General features: G+C 63.5%; 18 protein-coding genes. 9 read left to right on the forward strand and 9 right to left on the reverse strand.

Annotated features, from left to right (window positions below):
• Positions 1-47: 47 nt before the first annotated feature.
• Genes hisB through hisF form a run of 5 tightly spaced genes read left to right on the forward strand, consistent with a single transcriptional unit; the run spans position 48 to position 3,087 of the window.
• Positions 48-641 (forward strand): imidazoleglycerol-phosphate dehydratase HisB, encoded by a 594-nt coding sequence (hisB, locus tag ACK3BK_RS01560; RefSeq protein WP_054891708.1) that lies wholly within the window; start codon positions 48-50, stop codon positions 639-641.
• A complete protein-coding gene (gene hisH, locus ACK3BK_RS01565; RefSeq protein ID WP_054891709.1) occupies positions 641-1,279 on the forward strand; it encodes an imidazole glycerol phosphate synthase subunit HisH in 639 nt (212 codons plus the stop codon). The genes hisB and hisH overlap by 1 nt, the downstream gene beginning before the upstream one ends.
• Positions 1,280-1,540 carry a DUF2164 domain-containing protein gene (locus ACK3BK_RS01570; RefSeq protein ID WP_186667454.1) on the forward strand — a complete coding sequence of 87 codons (261 nt, stop codon included), beginning with the start codon at positions 1,280-1,282 and terminating at the stop codon, positions 1,538-1,540.
• A gap of 28 nt (positions 1,541-1,568) precedes the next feature.
• Positions 1,569-2,306, forward strand: a complete 738-nt coding sequence (hisA, locus tag ACK3BK_RS01575; protein WP_023382794.1) for a 1-(5-phosphoribosyl)-5-[(5-phosphoribosylamino)methylideneamino]imidazole-4-carboxamide isomerase — start codon at positions 1,569-1,571, stop codon at positions 2,304-2,306.
• Positions 2,307-2,316: 10 nt separating this feature from the next.
• Positions 2,317-3,087 (forward strand): imidazole glycerol phosphate synthase subunit HisF, encoded by a 771-nt coding sequence (gene hisF / locus ACK3BK_RS01580; RefSeq protein WP_008091498.1) that lies wholly within the window; start codon positions 2,317-2,319, stop codon positions 3,085-3,087.
• Between the two features lie 100 nt (positions 3,088-3,187).
• Here hisF and choV read toward each other — a convergent pair whose 3' ends face one another.
• The 3 genes from choV to ACK3BK_RS01595 all read right to left on the reverse strand — a co-directional run bounded on the left by choV (position 3,188) and on the right by ACK3BK_RS01595 (position 6,389).
• On the reverse strand, positions 3,188-4,366 hold the full coding sequence (choV, locus tag ACK3BK_RS01585) for a choline ABC transporter ATP-binding protein (RefSeq protein ID WP_186667456.1): 1,179 nt from the start codon (positions 4,364-4,366) through the stop codon (positions 3,188-3,190).
• Positions 4,363-5,211, reverse strand: coding sequence for a choline ABC transporter permease subunit (gene choW, locus ACK3BK_RS01590; RefSeq protein ID WP_186667578.1), 849 nt, complete (start codon positions 5,209-5,211; stop codon positions 4,363-4,365). Before choW ends, choV begins: the two co-directional genes overlap by 4 nt.
• Before the next feature lie 230 nt (positions 5,212-5,441).
• The gene (locus tag ACK3BK_RS01595; RefSeq protein ID WP_151925524.1) at positions 5,442-6,389 is read right to left on the reverse strand and encodes a choline ABC transporter substrate-binding protein; all 948 of its coding nucleotides are present in this window, start codon (positions 6,387-6,389) and stop codon (positions 5,442-5,444) included.
• Positions 6,390-6,831: 442 nt separating this feature from the next.
• On the opposite strand from ACK3BK_RS01595, the gene ACK3BK_RS01600 reads away from it, so the two are divergent.
• Entirely contained in the window at positions 6,832-8,208 is a 1,377-nt protein-coding gene (locus ACK3BK_RS01600) for an L-serine ammonia-lyase (RefSeq protein WP_411383624.1), read from the forward strand.
• Between the two features lie 390 nt (positions 8,209-8,598).
• A complete protein-coding gene (locus ACK3BK_RS01605) occupies positions 8,599-9,705 on the forward strand; it encodes a GlxA family transcriptional regulator (protein WP_411383625.1) in 1,107 nt (368 codons plus the stop codon).
• A 100-nt stretch (positions 9,706-9,805) separates the two neighbouring features.
• Here ACK3BK_RS01605 and ACK3BK_RS01610 read toward each other — a convergent pair whose 3' ends face one another.
• From ACK3BK_RS01610 to choX, 5 genes are all read right to left on the reverse strand, one after another.
• The gene (locus ACK3BK_RS01610; protein WP_411383626.1) at positions 9,806-10,063 is read right to left on the reverse strand and encodes a hypothetical protein; all 258 of its coding nucleotides are present in this window, start codon (positions 10,061-10,063) and stop codon (positions 9,806-9,808) included.
• Positions 10,064-10,428: 365 nt separating this feature from the next.
• A complete protein-coding gene (locus ACK3BK_RS01615) occupies positions 10,429-10,905 on the reverse strand; it encodes a thioesterase family protein (RefSeq protein WP_186710236.1) in 477 nt (158 codons plus the stop codon).
• A 10-nt stretch (positions 10,906-10,915) separates the two neighbouring features.
• A complete protein-coding gene (locus tag ACK3BK_RS01620; protein WP_186667459.1) occupies positions 10,916-11,881 on the reverse strand; it encodes an L-carnitine dehydrogenase in 966 nt (321 codons plus the stop codon).
• Positions 11,882-12,016: 135 nt separating this feature from the next.
• Complete coding sequence (locus tag ACK3BK_RS01625) at positions 12,017-12,901, reverse strand: 3-keto-5-aminohexanoate cleavage protein (protein ID WP_186667460.1); 885 nt, start codon at positions 12,899-12,901, stop codon at positions 12,017-12,019.
• 127 nt (positions 12,902-13,028) lie between these two features.
• A complete protein-coding gene (choX, locus tag ACK3BK_RS01630; protein ID WP_186711268.1) occupies positions 13,029-13,973 on the reverse strand; it encodes a choline ABC transporter substrate-binding protein in 945 nt (314 codons plus the stop codon).
• A 148-nt stretch (positions 13,974-14,121) separates the two neighbouring features.
• Between choX and ACK3BK_RS01635 the strand changes: the two genes are divergently transcribed.
• Positions 14,122-15,066, forward strand: coding sequence for a GlxA family transcriptional regulator (locus ACK3BK_RS01635; RefSeq protein WP_186667462.1), 945 nt, complete (start codon positions 14,122-14,124; stop codon positions 15,064-15,066).
• A gap of 54 nt (positions 15,067-15,120) precedes the next feature.
• Here the strand turns inward: ACK3BK_RS01635 and ACK3BK_RS01640 are convergent, their stop codons facing one another.
• Positions 15,121-15,522 carry a lysozyme inhibitor LprI family protein gene (locus ACK3BK_RS01640; RefSeq protein WP_054891723.1) on the reverse strand — a complete coding sequence of 134 codons (402 nt, stop codon included), beginning with the start codon at positions 15,520-15,522 and terminating at the stop codon, positions 15,121-15,123.
• Between the two features lie 275 nt (positions 15,523-15,797).
• Here ACK3BK_RS01640 and ACK3BK_RS01645 point away from each other — a divergent pair, with 275 nt between their 5' ends.
• On the forward strand, positions 15,798-16,775 hold the full coding sequence (locus ACK3BK_RS01645; RefSeq protein ID WP_186667463.1) for a dipeptidase: 978 nt from the start codon (positions 15,798-15,800) through the stop codon (positions 16,773-16,775).
• Positions 16,776-16,785: the final 10 nt, after the last annotated feature.

Consider the following 16,785-nt stretch of genomic DNA (forward strand, 5'->3'; position numbering starts at 1 on the left):
GGCCTATAATGGAGCCCTTTTCGCCCAATGATTTTGCGGAGCTGGTGATGGTCGAACGTAAGGCTTCCGTCGAGCGCAATACCCTGGAAACCCAGGTCAAGGCCTCGATCAACCTGGATGGCACCGGCAAGGCCCGATTCGATATCGGTGTGCCTTTCCTTGAACACATGCTCGACCAGATCGCCCGGCACGGGCTGATCGATCTGGACATCGAATGCAAGGGCGACCTGCATATCGACGATCACCATACCGTCGAAGACGTCGGTATCACCCTCGGCCAGGCCTTCGCCAAGGCCATCGGCGACAAGAAGGGCATCTTCCGCTACGGCCACGCCTACGTGCCGCTGGACGAAGCGCTGTCGCGCGTGGTCATCGACTTCTCCGGCCGTCCCGGCCTGCAGATGCATGTGCCGTTCACCCGCGCCTCGGTGGGCGGTTTCGACGTCGACCTGTTCCAGGAGTTCTTCCAGGGCTTCGTCAACCACGCCCTGGTGACCCTGCACATCGACACGATTCGCGGTCACAACACCCACCACCAGATCGAAACCGTGTTCAAGGCCTTCGGCCGCGCCCTGCGCATGGCCGTGACGCTCGATGAGCGCATGGCCGGCCAGATGCCGTCGACCAAGGGATGCCTGTGATGCAGACTGTCGCCGTCATCGACTATGGCATGGGCAACCTGCACTCGGTGGCCAAGGCCCTCGAGCATGTGGGCGCTGGCAAGGTGCTGGTCACCAGCGACGCTGCGGTGATCCGCGAAGCCGATCGCGTGGTGTTTCCAGGCGTCGGCGCGATCCGCGACTGCATGGCCGAGATCCGTCGCCTGGGCTTCGACAGCCTGGTGCGTGAAGTCAGCCAGGACCGCCCCTTCCTCGGCATCTGCGTCGGCATGCAGGCGCTGCTCGAGCACAGCGAGGAGAACGAAGGCGTCGACTGCATCGGCCTGTTCCCCGGCCAGGTGCGCTTCTTCGGCAAAGGCCTGGAGGAAGACGGCGAGCACCTGAAGGTGCCGCACATGGGCTGGAACGAGGTCAGCCAGTGCATCGACCACCCGCTGTGGCACGACATCCCGGACCGCGCGCGTTTCTATTTCGTGCACAGCTACTACATCAATGCCGGCAAGCCGGGCCAGGTGGTCGGTCGTGGCCACTATGGCGTCGACTTCGCCGCTGCGCTGGCCGACGGCTCGCGCTTCGCCGTGCAATTCCACCCGGAAAAGAGCCACACGCACGGCCTGCAGCTGCTGCAGAACTTCGTCGCCTGGGACGGGCGCTGGTAAATGAGCAGGTCGAAGACCAAGGCCCCGGTCATCACCCTGGCCCCCGAGCAGGAGCGCGAGGCGCTCGATGTGCTCAAGCGCTTCCTTGAAGAGCGCTTCGAGCTGACGCTTGGTTCGTTCGAGGTGGCCGAGGTCCTCGAGTTGTTCAGCAAGGAAATTGCACCCCATTACTACAACAGGGCGATTGCCGATGTTCAACTGCACCTCAAGGAGCGGTTCGAGAGCATCGAAAGCGACCTGTGGGCGCTCGAGAAGCCCTGAACTCCACCGATTAGAACAGGTTTCCAAGATGCTGATTATCCCCGCTATCGATCTGAAGGACGGTGCCTGCGTGCGCCTGCGCCAGGGCCGCATGGAAGACTCGACGGTATTCTCCGACGACCCGGTGAGCATGGCTGCCAAGTGGGTGGAGGGTGGCTGCCGCCGCCTGCACCTGGTCGACCTCAATGGCGCCTTCGAGGGCCAGCCGGTCAACGGCGAAGTGGTCACCGCCATCGCCAAGCGCTACCCGAACCTGCCGATCCAGATCGGCGGCGGCATCCGTTCGCTGGAAACCATCGAGCACTATGTCAAGGCTGGTGTCAGCTACGTGATCATCGGCACCAAGGCGGTCAAGCAGCCTGAGTTCGTCGCCGAGGCCTGCAAGGCGTTCCCGGGCAAGGTCATCGTCGGCCTGGACGCGAAGGACGGCTTCGTCGCCACCGACGGCTGGGCCGAAGTGAGCTCGGTGCAGGTCATCGACCTGGCCAAGCGTTTCGAGGCCGACGGCGTCTCCGCGATCGTCTACACCGACATCGCCAAGGACGGCATGATGCAGGGCTGCAACGTGCCCTTCACCAAGGCCCTGGCCGAAGCCACCTCGATCCCGGTGATCGCCTCGGGAGGCATTCATAATCTGGGTGACATCAAGGCCCTGCTGGACGCCAAGGCCCCGGGCATCATCGGCGCCATTACCGGGCGTGCCATCTACGAAGGCACCCTCGATGTCGCCGAGGCCCAGGCCTTCTGCGACAACTACCAAGGCTGAGGACTGAACCATGGCACTGGCCAAGCGCATCATCCCTTGCCTGGACGTGGACAACGGCCGGGTGGTCAAGGGCGTCAAGTTCGAGAACATCCGTGATGCGGGTGATCCGGTGGAAATCGCCCGTCGCTACAACGAGCAGGGCGCCGACGAGATCACCTTCCTGGACATCACCGCCAGTGTCGATGGCCGTGATACCACCCTGCATACCGTCGAGCGCATGGCCAGCCAGGTGTTCATCCCGCTGACCGTCGGGGGTGGCGTGCGTACCGTGCAGGATATCCGCAACCTGCTCAACGCTGGTGCCGACAAGGTTTCGATCAACACCGCCGCGGTGTTCAACCCGGAGTTCGTCGGTGAAGCTGCCGACCGTTTCGGTTCGCAGTGCATTGTCGTGGCCATCGACGCCAAGAAAGTCTCCGGCCCAGGCGAAACGCCGCGCTGGGAAATCTTCACCCATGGCGGGCGCAAGCCTACCGGCCTGGATGCGGTGGAGTGGGCGAAGAAGATGGAAGGTTTGGGCGCCGGCGAGATCCTGCTGACCAGCATGGACCAGGACGGTATGAAGAATGGCTTCGACCTGGGCGTGACCCGTGCCATCAGCGACGCGCTGGGGATTCCGGTGATTGCCTCCGGTGGCGTGGGCAACCTGCAGCACCTGGCCGACGGGATTCTGGAAGGGCATGCCAGTGCGGTACTGGCGGCGAGCATCTTCCACTTCGGTGAGTACACGGTGCCAGAGGCGAAGGCCTACATGGCGTCGCGCGGGATCGTGGTGCGCTGAATCAGTGAAGGGGGCCGCTATGCGGCCCAATCGCGGGGCAAGCCCGCTCCTACAAAGGCCGCGTAGTATTTTGTAGGAGCGGGCTTGCCCCGCGATGGTTTCAGCCGTGATTCTTGCCCAGCAGCGCGTGATACAGCTCGCTGTCGCCCAGAATCCCGACCACTTTGTCGTTCTCCTGCAGCACCAGCTTGTTGCCGGTCTGATAACGAATCTGCAGTGCTTCGCGCATGCCGATATCGGCGTGCACCAGCGTTGGCAGACGGCCCAGGCTTTCCACATCCTGCCCCGGCACCCAGTTCTGCAGGTCCAGCCCATTCTGCCCCTGACGCGCGCGCTTGATCGAGCCGCCTTCGCCCAGGTCCAGCCACGAGTCGCCACCCGGGTCCAGGCACACCGATCCGTTGATCCGCTTGCAGTTGTCCAGGCTGCGCATCAGGCTGCGGCCGCACAGGACGTTGAGCGGGTTGGTGTGGGCGACGAAGGTGCGCACGTATTCGTCGGCCGGGTTCAGCACGATCTCTTCCGGCTTGCTGTACTGGATGATCCGGCCATCCTTCATGATCGCAATGCGGCTACCCAGCTTCAGGGCCTCGTCCAGGTCGTGGCTGACGAAGACGATGGTCTTGCTCAGCTTGCGCTGCAGCTCCAGCAGTTCGTCCTGCAGGCCCTGGCGGATCAGGGGGTCCAGCGCGGAGAAGGGTTCGTCCATCAGCAGGATGTCGGCGTCCATCGCCAGCGCCCGGGCCAGGCCCACGCGTTGCTGCATGCCACCGGACAGCTCGTCCGGCTTCTTGTTGCGCCACTGGGTCAGGCCCACCAGCTCGAGCTTCTCGTCCACCAGCTTGCGCCGCTCCTTCTCGGGGCGACCCTGCATTTCCAGGCCGAAGCTGATGTTCTCGCGCACGGTCAGCCATGGCATCAGGGCGAACTTCTGGAACACCATGGCGATACGCTTGGTGCGCATCATCTTCAGCTCTGCCGGGGAGCAGTGAGCGATGTCGATATGCTTGCCTTCGTGCTCGACGAACAGCTTGCCGCGGCTGACGGTGTTCAGGCCGTTGATGCAGCGCAGCAGGCTCGACTTGCCCGAGCCCGACAGGCCCATCAGCACGCAGATCTCGCCTTTCTCGATGTCCAGGTTGGCCTTTTCGACGCCGACCACCAGGCCGGTCTGCTTGAGGATCTGCTCGCGGGTCTTGCCCTGGTCGAGCAGCGACAGCGCTTCGCGCGGCTTGCTGGAGAAGATGACGTCGACATCTTCGAAGCGAATGATGCTCATGCTTCACTCCTTGCCGGCAGTTCCGGTTGCTTGCAGATACGGTCGAGCATGATCGCCAGCAACACGATCGCAAGGCCCGCTTCGAAGCCGAGCGAAATGTCGGCGGTATTGAGGGCGTTGACCACCGGTTTGCCCAGGCCATCGGCGCCGACCAGGGCGGCGATCACCACCATCGACAGCGACAGCATGATGCATTGGGTAACGCCTGCGGCGATGCTCGGCATGGCGTGCGGCAGTTCGATGCGCGTCAGCAGTTGGCGACGCGAGCAGCCGAAGGCCTTGCCGGCGTCCATCAGCTCCTGGGGCACATCACAGATGCCCAGGTAGGTGAGGCGGATAGGGGCCGCGATGGCGAACACTACGGTGGAGATCAGCCCCGGAACCACGCCCAGCCCGAACAGGGTGAGGGTCGGGATCAGGTAGACGAAGGTGGGGACGGTCTGCATCAGGTCGAGCACCGGACGCATAGCGGTATAGAACATCGGCTTGTGCGCGGCAATGATGCCCAGCGGCACACCGATGGCCACGCAGACCACCGTGGCGAAGCTCACTTGCGCCAGGGTTTCCATGGTTTCCTGCCAGTAGCCGAGGTTGAGGATCAACAGGAACGACAGGGCGACGAAGACGGTCAGCGCCCACTTGCGCTGGATCAGGTGCGCGAGGGCGGCGAACAGGGCGACGAGAACGAAGGGGTTGAACCAGGTCAGGGCACTGGTGACGCCATGGATCATGAACTCCAGGCCTTGGGCGATAGCGTCGAAGTAGTTGGCGCCGTTCTGGGTCAACCATTCGACAAATGAGGCGATGTACTGCCCCAGAGGTATTTTTTGATCGATAAGCATGATAGCGAGCTTCCACCTGCAATGATTGAAATCAGTCCGGGGTGAGCACGGTCCCACCCCGAGGTAGTGCCTAGGCTCTGGATGAAAAGCCTTGATACTCGGTGATGCTGCGTTGAAAACAGCCTCGGAGTACCCATTTGAAACCCGTAAAGTCGAGCGCGACCCCGGCCGTTCCTCGGCTGTTTTCGCCTTGCCTGACCTTCGTCTCAAGACTGTTCATCCAGAGCCGACAGCTACTGCGTCAACTTGGCCTTGGCTGCCTCCAGGCCTGGTTTGCCATCCACGGTGGTGACGCCGGCCAGCCAGGTCTCCAGCTTGCCGGGGTTGTCCTTGAGCCACTTCTTGGCGGCCGCCTCGGGCTTCATCTTGTCGTCCAGGACATAGCCCATCATGGTGCTTTCATCCTTGAGCTCGAACACCAGGTTCTTCAGCAGCTGGCCGACGTTGCTGCATTCCTGCGCATAACCCTTGCGGGTGTTGGTCAGTACGGTGGCCTTGCCGAATTCTGGACCGAAGAACTCATCACCCCCGGTCAGGTACTGCATCTTGAAGCGGGTATTCATCGGGTGCGGTTCCCAGCCCAGGAACACTATGGCCTCGCCGCGCTTCTGCGCCCGATCGACCTGCGACAGCATGCCGGCCTCGCTCGACTGCACGATCTTGAAACCGGCGTCCTTCAGGCCGAATGCGTTCTTGTCGATCATGCTCTGGATGGTGCGGTTGCCATCGTTGCCCGGTTCGATGCCGTAGATCTTGCCGTCCAGTTCCTTCTTGAACTTGGGAATGTCGCTGAAATCCTTCAGACCCTTGTCATACAGCGCCTGGGGCACTGCCAGGGTGTACTTGGCGTTTTCCAGGTTGGCGCGGACCGTCTCGACGGTGCCAGCGTCGCGGTACTGCTTGATGTCGTTTTCCATGGTCGGCATCCAGTTGCCGAGGAAAACGTCGAGGTCCTTGCCGGTGGCCAGCGACTTGTAGGTCACCGGCACCGAGATCATGGTGGTGTGGGTCTTGTAGCCCAGCGCTTCGAGGACAACGCTGGTGGTTGCCGTGGTCACGGTGATGTCGGTCCAGCCGACATCGGAGAAGCGAACCGTTTGACACTGTTCGGGTTCGGCCGCTTGGGCGAACACAGGTGCTGCGAGCAACGCAACCAACAACAGCGAGGGTGAACCTTTCATGGGTGGACTCCTGTGATTTTTTCTTCGGGTTCGCGTAATCGTCGTCGCATTCTGGGGCGTCGATCGATCTGGCCTGCAGAGGGCAGGTTGCGTGGCCGTGCAATACGAGTCGCTTTCGATAATCCCCCAGCGTTCGGCAATCGCCTACTGGTGGAGTCGTAACCAGTGCAGGACAGGTCGCATCCAGTACGGGCAATGTCGCTTACGGATTTTTCCACACCTCGGCCCGTGTCTTTGCGTCACCGGTTCGCCTGAAAGCGGCGAAATGATGGCTGTCGCAACAGGGCGCTGCCGGACAAAAGTACGTCGGTTGCAGACGGCGAGGGGTGGGGTAAAAGCCCGATGATGCGTGCATTCGCGGCAACTCGCCGCTATCAGCCTAGCAGCTGGCTGCGCCGCCACATGGCGCGCAGAGACAAGCCCATCAAGAGGTGATTCGACAATGGCCATCAGCGTGTTCGACCTGTTCAAGATCGGCGTCGGGCCTTCCAGCTCGCACACCGTCGGCCCCATGCGCGCCGCAGCGCTGTTCGTCCAGGGCCTGCGCGAGCGCGGCGAGCTGGAGCGGGTTCGGCGTATCGAGGTGCGTTTGTACGGCTCGTTGTCGGCCACCGGCATCGGTCACGGCACCGACAACGCCACGATCATGGGGCTGATGGGCGAATGGCCCGACGCAATCGACCCGACGCAGATGACCCCACGCATTGCCGACCTGCGCGAAACCGGCATATTGCAGCTCGACAGCCGCCTGCCCATCGAATTCATCTGGGCCCGCGACATGCTGCTGCTCGACGAGAACCTGCCCTACCACCCCAATGCCATGACCCTGGTGGCCGAAGGTGCCGAGGGCGAGCTGCATCGCGACACTTACTACTCGGTGGGTGGCGGCTTCGTGGTCGATGCCGCGCAGGCCGCGAGCGGCGTACTGGACGCCGACCAGACGGTGCTGCCCTACGATTTCAACAGCGCCGCCGAATTGCTGCGCCTGTGCAAGCAAAACGACATGCGCGTGTCGCAATTAATGATGGAGAACGAGAAGGTCTGGCGCAGCGAAGCCGAGATTCGCGCCGGTCTGCTCAAGCTCTGGGGCGCCATGCAGGAGTGCGTGAACAACGGCCTCAAGCACGAAGGCATCTTGCCCGGCGGGCTCAATGTGCGGCGCCGCGCAGCCAAGCTGCACCGCAGCCTGCAGGAGATCGGCAAGCCCAACGTGATCGGCTCGACCATGAGTGCCATGGAGTGGGTGAACCTGTTCGCCCTGGCGGTCAACGAAGAAAACGCCGCCGGTGGGCGCATGGTCACCGCACCCACCAACGGCGCGGCCGGCATCATCCCGGCGGTATTGCACTACTACATGCGCTTCTCCGACGCGGTGGACGAGTCCAATGTGGTGGAGTTCTTCCTCGGTGCAGCGGCGGTAGGCATCCTGTGCAAGAAGAACGCTTCCATCTCCGGCGCCGAGGTGGGCTGCCAGGGCGAGGTCGGCTCGGCCTGCGCCATGGCTGCAGCGGGTCTGGCCGAAGTGCTGGGGGCCACGCCGGCACAGTTGGAAAACGCTGCTGAAATCGCCCTGGAGCACAACCTCGGGCTGACCTGCGACCCGGTCGGAGGCCTGGTCCAGGTGCCTTGCATCGAACGTAACGCCATCGCTGCGGTGAAGGCGATCAACGCCGTACAGATGGCCCTGCGTGGTGACGGCGAGCACTTCATCTCCCTCGACCAGGTGATCCGCACCATGCGCGACACCGGCGCCGACATGCACGACAAGTACAAGGAAACTTCTCGCGGCGGGTTGGCAGTCAGCGTCATCGAATGCTGATGCGCTGATCTGGCCCTCCTGCGGCGGTTGTGCCGCATTATTGTGCAGCAGCCGGTTCCGACCGGCTGTCGGCTGTCGCTACCAGTGGTGTCATTGTCGGTGACACTTATGAATGTCGCTTCTGGGCAGCCTTCCCACAAGTGCTACCGAACTGCTCAGCCGTTACACGCAGAGGCGCTGGCACGCCTGTTTGCGATGATCGTCCAGCGCTCTCGGAAAAGCCCTACAACTCGCGCGCCAACGTCGTTTTTGGGTTTTTTTGGATAGCCGTTCAATTTCAGGCACGGCGATTGCGTTGAGATTGGCAAAGCCCCTGCATACGAATCGGGGCCATTACAAGAAACGGTGCCCGCCTGAGGCACACCCTGCATTGTGTGAGGAGAAACCGCGATGACGTCGTACACCTCCGGGAACCCAACCCAGAACCGCACAGCACCCCAGTCCATCGGCTTTCTCCTGCTGGACAACTTCACCCTGATTTCGCTCGCCTCGGCGGTCGAGCCGCTGCGCATGGCCAACCAGCTGTCGGGGCGCGAGCTGTACCGCTGGCATACGCTGACCGTCGATGGCGGCCAGGTCTGGGCCAGCGATGGCCTGCAGATCACCCCGGACGCGGCGATGCACAGCGCACCGGCGGTGGACACTGTGATCGTCTGCGGTGGCGTTGGCATCCAGCGCACCGTGACCCGTGAACATGTCACCTGGCTGCAGGCCCAGGCGCGTCAGTCGCGCAGGCTTGGTGCGGTGTGCACTGGCAGCTGGGCATTGGCCTGTGCCGGCCTGCTCGACGGCTTCGACTGCAGCGTGCACTGGGAGTGCCTGGCAGCGATGCAGGAAGCCTTCCCGCGGGTCAACATGAGCACCCGCCTGTTTACCCTCGACCGCAACCGCTTCACCAGCTCCGGTGGCACTGCGCCCCTGGACATGATGCTGCACCTGATCAGCCGCGATCATGGTCGTGAGCTGTCGGCAGCCATCTCCGAGATGTTCGTCTACGAGCGCATCCGCAACGAGCAGGACCACCAGCGCGTGCCGCTCAAGCACATGCTCGGCACCAACCAGCCGAAGCTGCAGGAAATCGTTGCGCTGATGGAGGCCAACCTCGAAGAGCCGATCGACCTGGACGAGCTGGCGGTGTACGTCAACGTGTCGCGGCGCCAGCTCGAGCGCCTGTTCCAGAAGTACCTGCACTGCTCGCCGTCGCGCTACTACCTCAAGCTGCGGCTGATCCGGGCACGGCAGCTGCTCAAGCAGACGCCGATGTCGATCATCGAGGTGGCGTCGGTGTGCGGGTTCGTGTCGACGCCGCACTTCTCCAAGTGCTACCGCGAGTACTTCGGTATTCCGCCGCGTGACGAGCGTGTGGGCTCCAATACCGCGCAGCAGGTGGCGATGATGCCGATTCCGCAGGCCATGGCGCTGTCACCGCACAGCGGGCCGATGGCGGCCCTGAGCCAGGCGCGCAACGAGTCGACCTTTGCCAGTGTGAGACTTTGAGGCAGCGCTGAATTCTTCGCGGGCAAGCCCGCTCCCACAGGACCTGTATCGGCCTTGTAGGAGCGGGCTTGCCCGCGAAGAATTCAGTAAAGATCCAGAATCAGCCGCGCTGGTTGAACTGCGCCAACGCTGGCAACAGCTGCTTGTCGATCGCCTGACGTACCGCCGGGAGGATGGTCGCGCTGCCGGTGTACATCTGCTCCACCATTCCCTTCAACGCCCGGGCATTGGGCTCGGTCAGCCCGCGCACCACCACCTCGCAGGCCTGCTCGGCGCTGGCCCCGGCCGGAATGTCGAAGCCGCGTGCGCGCAGGTGGCCCAGCAGGTCGTCCTGGTCGATCAAATCCGCATGCATCATGGTTGTAGTCCTTGTCTGGTGCCGTGATTTACGACTGATTCTGTGACCAGTACGACAACCTCGCAAGGGTAGACCGTCGCGATGGCCGCTTTGGCTAAGAACAGGTCGTTCCCGGCTAAATCAGGCAGAAGGGAAGTGAGCACACTGGAGTCATTCACGGCACCGAGGGTTTGGTCACCCTCACTTCACGCACAGTGGATGTTGCTCGCTCTCAGCCCCGGACGCTCACGGCTTCCGGGGTTTTTTTCGGGGGGGCACTTCATTCTGTGGGAGCGGGCTTGCCCGCGAAAAAGACACCGCGCTGCCTGGCACGGGCTAAGCCCGTGTTCGCGGGCAAGCCCGCTCCTACAAGGACCTGGGCGGGCTCAGGATCGTGCGGGCAAACCGATCACCCGGCCCACGAACTCGGCGGGTGCCTGGTCTTGCTGCTCATCCACCAGCCCTTGCAGCAACGCGGCACTGCGCTCGCTGAATGGCGCCGACTTCGGCCCTGCCAGGTCCACGTGCAGCAGCATCTGCTCGCTGGCCGACAGGGCTTCGTCGAAGCCTGCACGGTGCAGCGTGTGGTACAGGTGCAGGCGCTTCTTGTCGAAGCCGATGATCTGCGTCTGCACCCAGACCTCGGTGCCGAGCTTCACCTCGTGCAGGTAGTTGATGTGCGCCTCCAGGGTGAACAGCGAGTTGCCGCTCTGGCCACGGCTGTCGGCGTCCAGGCCGATGCGCTCCATCAGCGCATCGGTGGCATAGCTGAAGATCAGCAGGTAGAAGGCATCGCGCAGGTGCCCGTTGTAATCGACCCAGTCCTGTTGAACCGGGGTGCGGTAGGTGATCAGGGCGGGCATCGCAGTCTCCTCAGTCGCCAAAGGCCATGCCGTGCTTGGCCTTGCTGTTCTTCACAGCGTCCAGCACCGCCAGCAGGGTGTCGTCACGATAGCGCTCCAGCGCCGCGATGCTGCGTTCGCCCAGTTGCTCGGAGGTGCCGTCGACCACGTCGTCGATCAGCTTGTCGGTCAGCTCTGGTGCTGGCAGGTAGGTCCAGGGCAGCTTCAGCGCCGGGCCGAACTGCGACATGAAGTGACGCATACCGGCATCGCCACCGGCCAGGGTGTAGGTGAGGAAGGTGCCCATGAACGACCAGCGCAGACCCGCGCCAAAGCGAATCGCATCGTCGATCTCGCCCGTGCTGGCAACCCCGTCGTTGACCAGGTGCAGGGCCTCGCGCCACAACGCTTCGAGCAGGCGGTCGGCGATGAAGCCCGGGACCTCCTTGCGCACATGCAGCGGGCGCATGCCCAGCGCGGTGTAGATGGTCTTTGCGGCTTCGATGGCTTCAGGCGCGGTGTGCTTGCCGCCGACGATCTCCACCAGCGGCAGCAAGTACACCGGGTTGAATGGGTGGCCGACCACGCAGCGCTCGGGGTGGGTGGCCGACTCGTAGAATTCGCTGGGCAGCAGGCCCGAGGTGCTGGAGCCGATGATCGCATCGGGCTTGGCCGCGGCGCTGATCTTGGCGTGCAGGTCGAGCTTGAGGTCCAGGCGCTCGGGGGCGCTTTCCTGGATGAAATCGGCGTCGCGCACGCACTCTTCGATGGTGGCGACGAACTTCAGCCGCGCTTGTGCGGCGCCGGGTGCCAGGCCTTGTTTTTCCAGGGCTGGCCAGGCGTTGGCGATGCGTTTGCGCAGGGCCTGTTCGGCGCCGGGCGCCGGGTCCCAGGCGATCACGTCCAGGCCATGGGCCAGGGCGCGAGCGACCCAGCCGCTGCCGATGACGCCGCTACCGAGTGCGGCGAAGGTCTTGATGTGGGTGATGAAAGGCATATCAGTCTCTCTATGTGCTTGAGGTTGGCGCGGGCCCTGTAGGAGCGGGCTTGCCCGCGAACACCGGCGAAGCCGGTGCCATGCCCCGCGCCGTATTTTTCGCGGGCAAGCCCGCTCCTACAGGGGGCAGTGCGATCAGCGACGCTTGAGATTCATTTTTTCGCGGCCTTCGGCCGGGGTCAGCACGCGGCCACCGAGGCGCGAGATGATCTCCACCGCGCGTTCGACCAGTTGACCGTTGCTGGCCAGCACGCCACGGTCGAGGTAGAGGTTGTCTTCCAGGCCCACGCGTACGTTGCCGCCGAGCAGCACCGCCTGTGCGGCCATCGGCATCTGCATGCGGCCGATACCGAAGCCTGCCCAGGTGACGTTGGCCGGCAGGTTGTCGACCATGGCCTTCATGGTGGTGGTGTCGGCCGGCGCGCCCCATGGGATGCCCAGGCACAGCTGGAACAGCGGATCGTCGAGCAGGCCTTCCTTGATCATCTGCTTGGCGAACCACAGGTGGCCGGTGTCGAAGATCTCCAGCTCCGCCTTCACGCCCAGCTCGGTGATGCGTTTGGCGCCAGCGCGCAGTTGCGCCGGGGTGGAGACATAGATCGAGTTGCCGTCGCCAAAGTTGAGGGTGCCGCAGTCCAGGGTGCAGATCTCGGGCAGCAGTGCCTCGACGTGGGCCAGACGCTCCAGCGGGCCGATCAGGTCGGTGCCGGCGCCGAAGTCCATCGGTGCCTCGCCCGGGCCGATCTCGAGGTCGCCACCCATGCCGGCGGTCAGGTTGACGATCACGTCCACGTCGGATTCGCGGATGCGTTCCATCACTTCGCGGTACAGCGCGACGTCGCGGCTGAAGCGGCCGGTCTGCGGGTCACGGACGTGGCAGTGGACCACGGTGGCGCCGGCCTTGGCGGCCTCGACGGCGGCTTCGGCGATCTGTTTGGGGGTGACCGGGACCAGGTGGCTCTTGGCAACGGTGTCGCCGGCTCCGGTCAGGGCACAGGTGATGATGACGTCGTGGTTCATGGGGTAAATCCTTCAGGCGTGTCTGTTCTGTGAGTTCGGTGTTGGGCTTTTCGCGGGCAAGCCCGCTCCTACAGCTCATGGCATGCGCATAACCTGTAGGAGCGGGCTTGCCCGCGAAGAGGCCGGGTCAGTTGGCGGTGAGCTTGAGGTTGTCAGCCGCCGGCTTGCCGTCGAAGGTGGTCACGCCTTCAAGCCAGCGGGCCTTGTCTTGTGGGTGGTCCTTGAGCCACTGGCGTGCCGATTCCAGCGGGTCCTTGTGGTCGAGCAGCGGCTGCATCATGCGGCTCTCGTCCTCGGCGCTGAATTTCAGGTTGGCCAGCAGGCGGTTGGCGTTGGGGCAGCGTTCGGCGTAGTCGGGCGCGGTCACGGTCCAGACCGTGGCACGGCCTTCGTCCGGGCCCAGGGCGTCCTGGCTGTCACCCAGGTAGACCATGTCGATGTTCACGTTCATCGGGTGCGGCGCCCAGCCGAAGAACACCACGGCCTCCTTGCGGCGCACGGCGCGATCGACGGCGGCGAGCATGCCGGCCTCGCTCGACTCGACCAGCTGGAACTTGCCCAGGTCGAACTTGTTGCTGGCGATCATCGCCTTGATCTGGGTGTTGGCGCCCGAGCCGGGCTCGATGCCGTAGATCTTGCCGCCCAACTCCTTCTCGAACTTGTGGATGTCGGCAAAACTCTTCAGGCCCTTGTCGGCCAGGTACTTGGGTACTGCGAGCGTGGCGCGGGCGTCTTCCAGGCTGGGCTGGTCGAGCACCTTGACCTGCTTGGCGTCGACGAACGGGGTGATGGTCTGGGTCATGATCGGGTTCCAGTACCCGAGGAACATGTCCAGGCGCTTGTCGCGGATGCCCGCGAAGATGATCTGTTGCGAGGCGCTGGTCTGTTTGGTCTGGTAGCCCAGGCCGTCGAGCAGGACCTGGGCCATGGCGCTGGTGGCGATGACGTCGGTCCAGTTGACCACACCGAGGCGCACGTTCTTGCATGCGGCGGGCTCGGCGGCGAAAAGCGGGGTGACCACGGTGGTGCTGAGAGCGAGGGACAACAGGCTGCGGCGGATAAAGCGATGCATGGTGGCTCTCCATCGGCAGTGCGTATTGTTATGGGATCCGGCCTCTGCGGGCCGTGGGAAAAAAGTTACGCCCATGGCACAGTGGGCAATCGCACGCTGGCGACCAAGAGTTGCACTGCAGCGACCACCCACTTCCCAGGAGTCAGCGATGCCGGAAACGATCCAGTTTCTTCTCTTGCCGGGATTTTCTGCGTTGGGCTTCATCAGTGCGGTGGAGCCCTTGCGGGTGGCCAATCGCTTTCGCGGAGCGCTGTATCGCTGGCAGGTGCTGAGCCTGGACGGCGGCCCGGTGCAGGCCAGCAACGGCATGTCGGTCAATGCCGACCAATCGCTGTCTGACAGCGAGCGGGGAGGGATGCTGCTGGTTGTCGCCGGCTTCGAGCCGCTGGCCTGCTATGGCCCTGTGCTGCAACAGGCGCTGCGGCGCGTCGAGCATGACGGCGGCACGCTCGGCGGCATCGATACCGGTGCGCTGGTGCTGGCCGAAGCGGGCCTGCTCGACGGCTATCGCGCGACCTTGCACTGGGAGGCGCTGGAGGCGTTCAAGGAGCGCTATCCGCGCCTGCAGGCGACTCAGGAGCTGTTCGAGATCGACCGGCGGCGGATCACCTGCGCGGGAGGGACGGCGTCCATCGATCTGATGCTCGACCTGATCGCCCAGGCCCACGGCAGCGAGCTGGCGATCCAGGTGTCGGAGCAGTTCGTGGTCAGCCGTATTCGTCCGCGCCAGGACCACCAGCGCATGGAGATCGCCACGCGCTACGGCATTCGCAACAAGAAGCTGGTGAAGGTGATCGGCGAGATGGAGCGCAATACCGAGCAACCGCTCAACACCCAGGTGCTGGCCGATGCCGTGCAGGTGACCCGTCGTCAGTTGGAGCGCCTGTTTCGCCTGCACCTGGACGACACGCCCAGCGGCTTCTACCTGCGGCTCAGGCTGGACAAGGCCCGACAACTGCTGCGCCAGACCGACATGAGCGTGCTGGAAGTGGGTGTGGCGTGCGGGTTCGAGTCGGCGTCGTATTTCACCCGCTGTTATCGGGCGCGGTTCGAACGTTGCCCGCGGGAGGACAGGTTGGCCAGGGCGGTGTGATGGGGGCTGCGCTGGCCCTTTCGCGGGTTTGGCCGCGAAAGGGCCATTAGATAATCACTGCTGCCCCACCGACTGCAGATACTCCGACCGCTCATCGCTGCGCTGCGCCACGCAGGTATTCCACGCCGCCTCGAAGGCCTTGCTGCCGGGTTTCTCGGCATAGGTCTCGACCTTGCAGTCGGCATCGCGCAACTGGGTCCAGAGCTTCTCGGCCGCCTCCATGCGTCCGCTGAGCGCAACGGCCTTGTCGTTTTCGTCCGCGTACTGGTCACGGATGCGCTGGATCAGGTCGTCATAGGCGGCCTTCAGTTCGCGTTCGGCGGTCTGCTTGTTGTACGCCGCGCACGCATAGGTCTGCTGGTCGGTCTCGACGTTGTCGCAGGGCGTGCTTTCTTCTTCGGCGGCCTGGGCGCCCAGCGCCACGAACAGCAGTACCAGCCATGCCTTTGATTTCATCCGTTTTCTCCTGAACAGGCTGACGAATCGTCGAGATTCTCGCTCAGCCTCGAGCCGGGTGGTAGAGGGCGGAGAAAATGTTCATGAACGGTTCTTGTCGAGACTCGCTCTCATTGCCCAGCAGCGTGCCAGAGCATGCCATGTCGCTCATTGACGCTTTCGGCAAACCCCCTGTCGTTTTTGCATCGGGGCGACACAGGCCGCAGGCATATGCTGGCCCCAAAGCGCCGGCACACGATTCGGCGTCGCCCAACTCGACAAAAGGGGACAGCCTGATGAGCCCAGCCGAATTACACGCCGACAGCATCGTCATCGATGGCCTGATCATCGCCAAGTGGAACCGCGAGCTGTTCGAAGACATGCGTAAAGGCGGGCTGACCGCAGCCAACTGCACCGTGTCGGTCTGGGAAGGGTTCAAGGCCACGGTCGACCAGATCGCCGCCAGCCAGAAACTGATCCGCGACAACAGCGACCTGGTGATGCCGGTGCGCACCACAGCCGACATCCGCAAGGCCAAGGAGCTGGGCAAGACCGGCATCCTCTTCGGCTTCCAGAACGCCCATGCGTTCGAAGACCAGATCGCCTACGTGGACGTGTTCAAGCAGCTGGGCGTGGGCATCGTGCAGATGTGCTACAACACCCAGAACCTGGTCGGCACCGGTTGCTACGAGCGTGACGGCGGCCTGTCGGGCTTCGGCCGCGAGATCGTCGCCGAGATGAACCGTGTCGGCATCATGTGCGACCTCTCGCACGTGGGCTCCAAGACTTCCGAGGAAGTCATCCTCGAATCGAAAAAGCCGGTCTGCTATTCCCACTGCCTGCCGTCGGGCCTTAAAGAGCACCCGCGCAACAAGTCCGATGCAGAGCTGAAGTTCATCGCCGACCACGGCGGCTTCGTCGGCGTGACCATGTTCGCGCCGTTCCTGGCCAAGGGCATCGACTCGACCATCGACGACTACGCCGAGGCCATCGAGTACACCATGAACATCGTCGGTGAAGACGCCATCGGTATCGGCACCGACTTCACCCAGGGCCACGGCCAGGAATTCTTCGAGTACCTGACCCACGACAAGGGCTACGCCCGTCGCCTGACCAACTTCGGCAAGATCATCAACCCGCTGGGCATCCGCACCGTGGGCGAATTCCCCAACCTCACCGAGACCCTGCTCAAGCGCGGCCATTCCGAACGCGTGGTGCGCAAGATCATGGGCGAGAACTGGGTGAACGTTCTCAAGGATGTGTGGGGCGAATAAAGCCGCACTC

The sequence above is a fragment of the Pseudomonas sp. L7 genome (assembly GCF_046605565.1).
GTDB classification, from domain to species: domain Bacteria; phylum Pseudomonadota; class Gammaproteobacteria; order Pseudomonadales; family Pseudomonadaceae; genus Aquipseudomonas; species Aquipseudomonas wayambapalatensis.

Coding starts and splice junctions, on each gene's coding strand:
- hisB (WP_054891708.1), top strand. CDS start 48: ATGGTCGAACGTAAGGCTTCCGTCGAGCGCAATACCCTGGAAACCCAG.
- hisH (WP_054891709.1), top strand. CDS start 641: ATGCAGACTGTCGCCGTCATCGACTATGGCATGGGCAACCTGCACTCG.
- ACK3BK_RS01570 (WP_186667454.1), top strand. CDS start 1,280: ATGAGCAGGTCGAAGACCAAGGCCCCGGTCATCACCCTGGCCCCCGAG.
- hisA (WP_023382794.1), top strand. CDS start 1,569: ATGCTGATTATCCCCGCTATCGATCTGAAGGACGGTGCCTGCGTGCGC.
- hisF (WP_008091498.1), top strand. CDS start 2,317: ATGGCACTGGCCAAGCGCATCATCCCTTGCCTGGACGTGGACAACGGC.
- choV (WP_186667456.1), bottom strand. CDS start 4,366: ATGAGCATCATTCGCTTCGAAGATGTCGACGTCATCTTCTCCAGCAAG.
- ACK3BK_RS01595 (WP_151925524.1), bottom strand. CDS start 6,389: ATGAAAGGTTCACCCTCGCTGTTGTTGGTTGCGTTGCTCGCAGCACCT.
- ACK3BK_RS01600 (WP_411383624.1), top strand. CDS start 6,832: ATGGCCATCAGCGTGTTCGACCTGTTCAAGATCGGCGTCGGGCCTTCC.
- ACK3BK_RS01605 (WP_411383625.1), top strand. CDS start 8,599: ATGACGTCGTACACCTCCGGGAACCCAACCCAGAACCGCACAGCACCC.
- ACK3BK_RS01610 (WP_411383626.1), bottom strand. CDS start 10,063: ATGATGCATGCGGATTTGATCGACCAGGACGACCTGCTGGGCCACCTG.
- ACK3BK_RS01615 (WP_186710236.1), bottom strand. CDS start 10,905: ATGCCCGCCCTGATCACCTACCGCACCCCGGTTCAACAGGACTGGGTC.
- ACK3BK_RS01620 (WP_186667459.1), bottom strand. CDS start 11,881: ATGCCTTTCATCACCCACATCAAGACCTTCGCCGCACTCGGTAGCGGC.
- ACK3BK_RS01625 (WP_186667460.1), bottom strand. CDS start 12,901: ATGAACCACGACGTCATCATCACCTGTGCCCTGACCGGAGCCGGCGAC.
- choX (WP_186711268.1), bottom strand. CDS start 13,973: ATGCATCGCTTTATCCGCCGCAGCCTGTTGTCCCTCGCTCTCAGCACC.
- ACK3BK_RS01635 (WP_186667462.1), top strand. CDS start 14,122: ATGCCGGAAACGATCCAGTTTCTTCTCTTGCCGGGATTTTCTGCGTTG.
- ACK3BK_RS01640 (WP_054891723.1), bottom strand. CDS start 15,522: ATGAAATCAAAGGCATGGCTGGTACTGCTGTTCGTGGCGCTGGGCGCC.
- ACK3BK_RS01645 (WP_186667463.1), top strand. CDS start 15,798: ATGAGCCCAGCCGAATTACACGCCGACAGCATCGTCATCGATGGCCTG.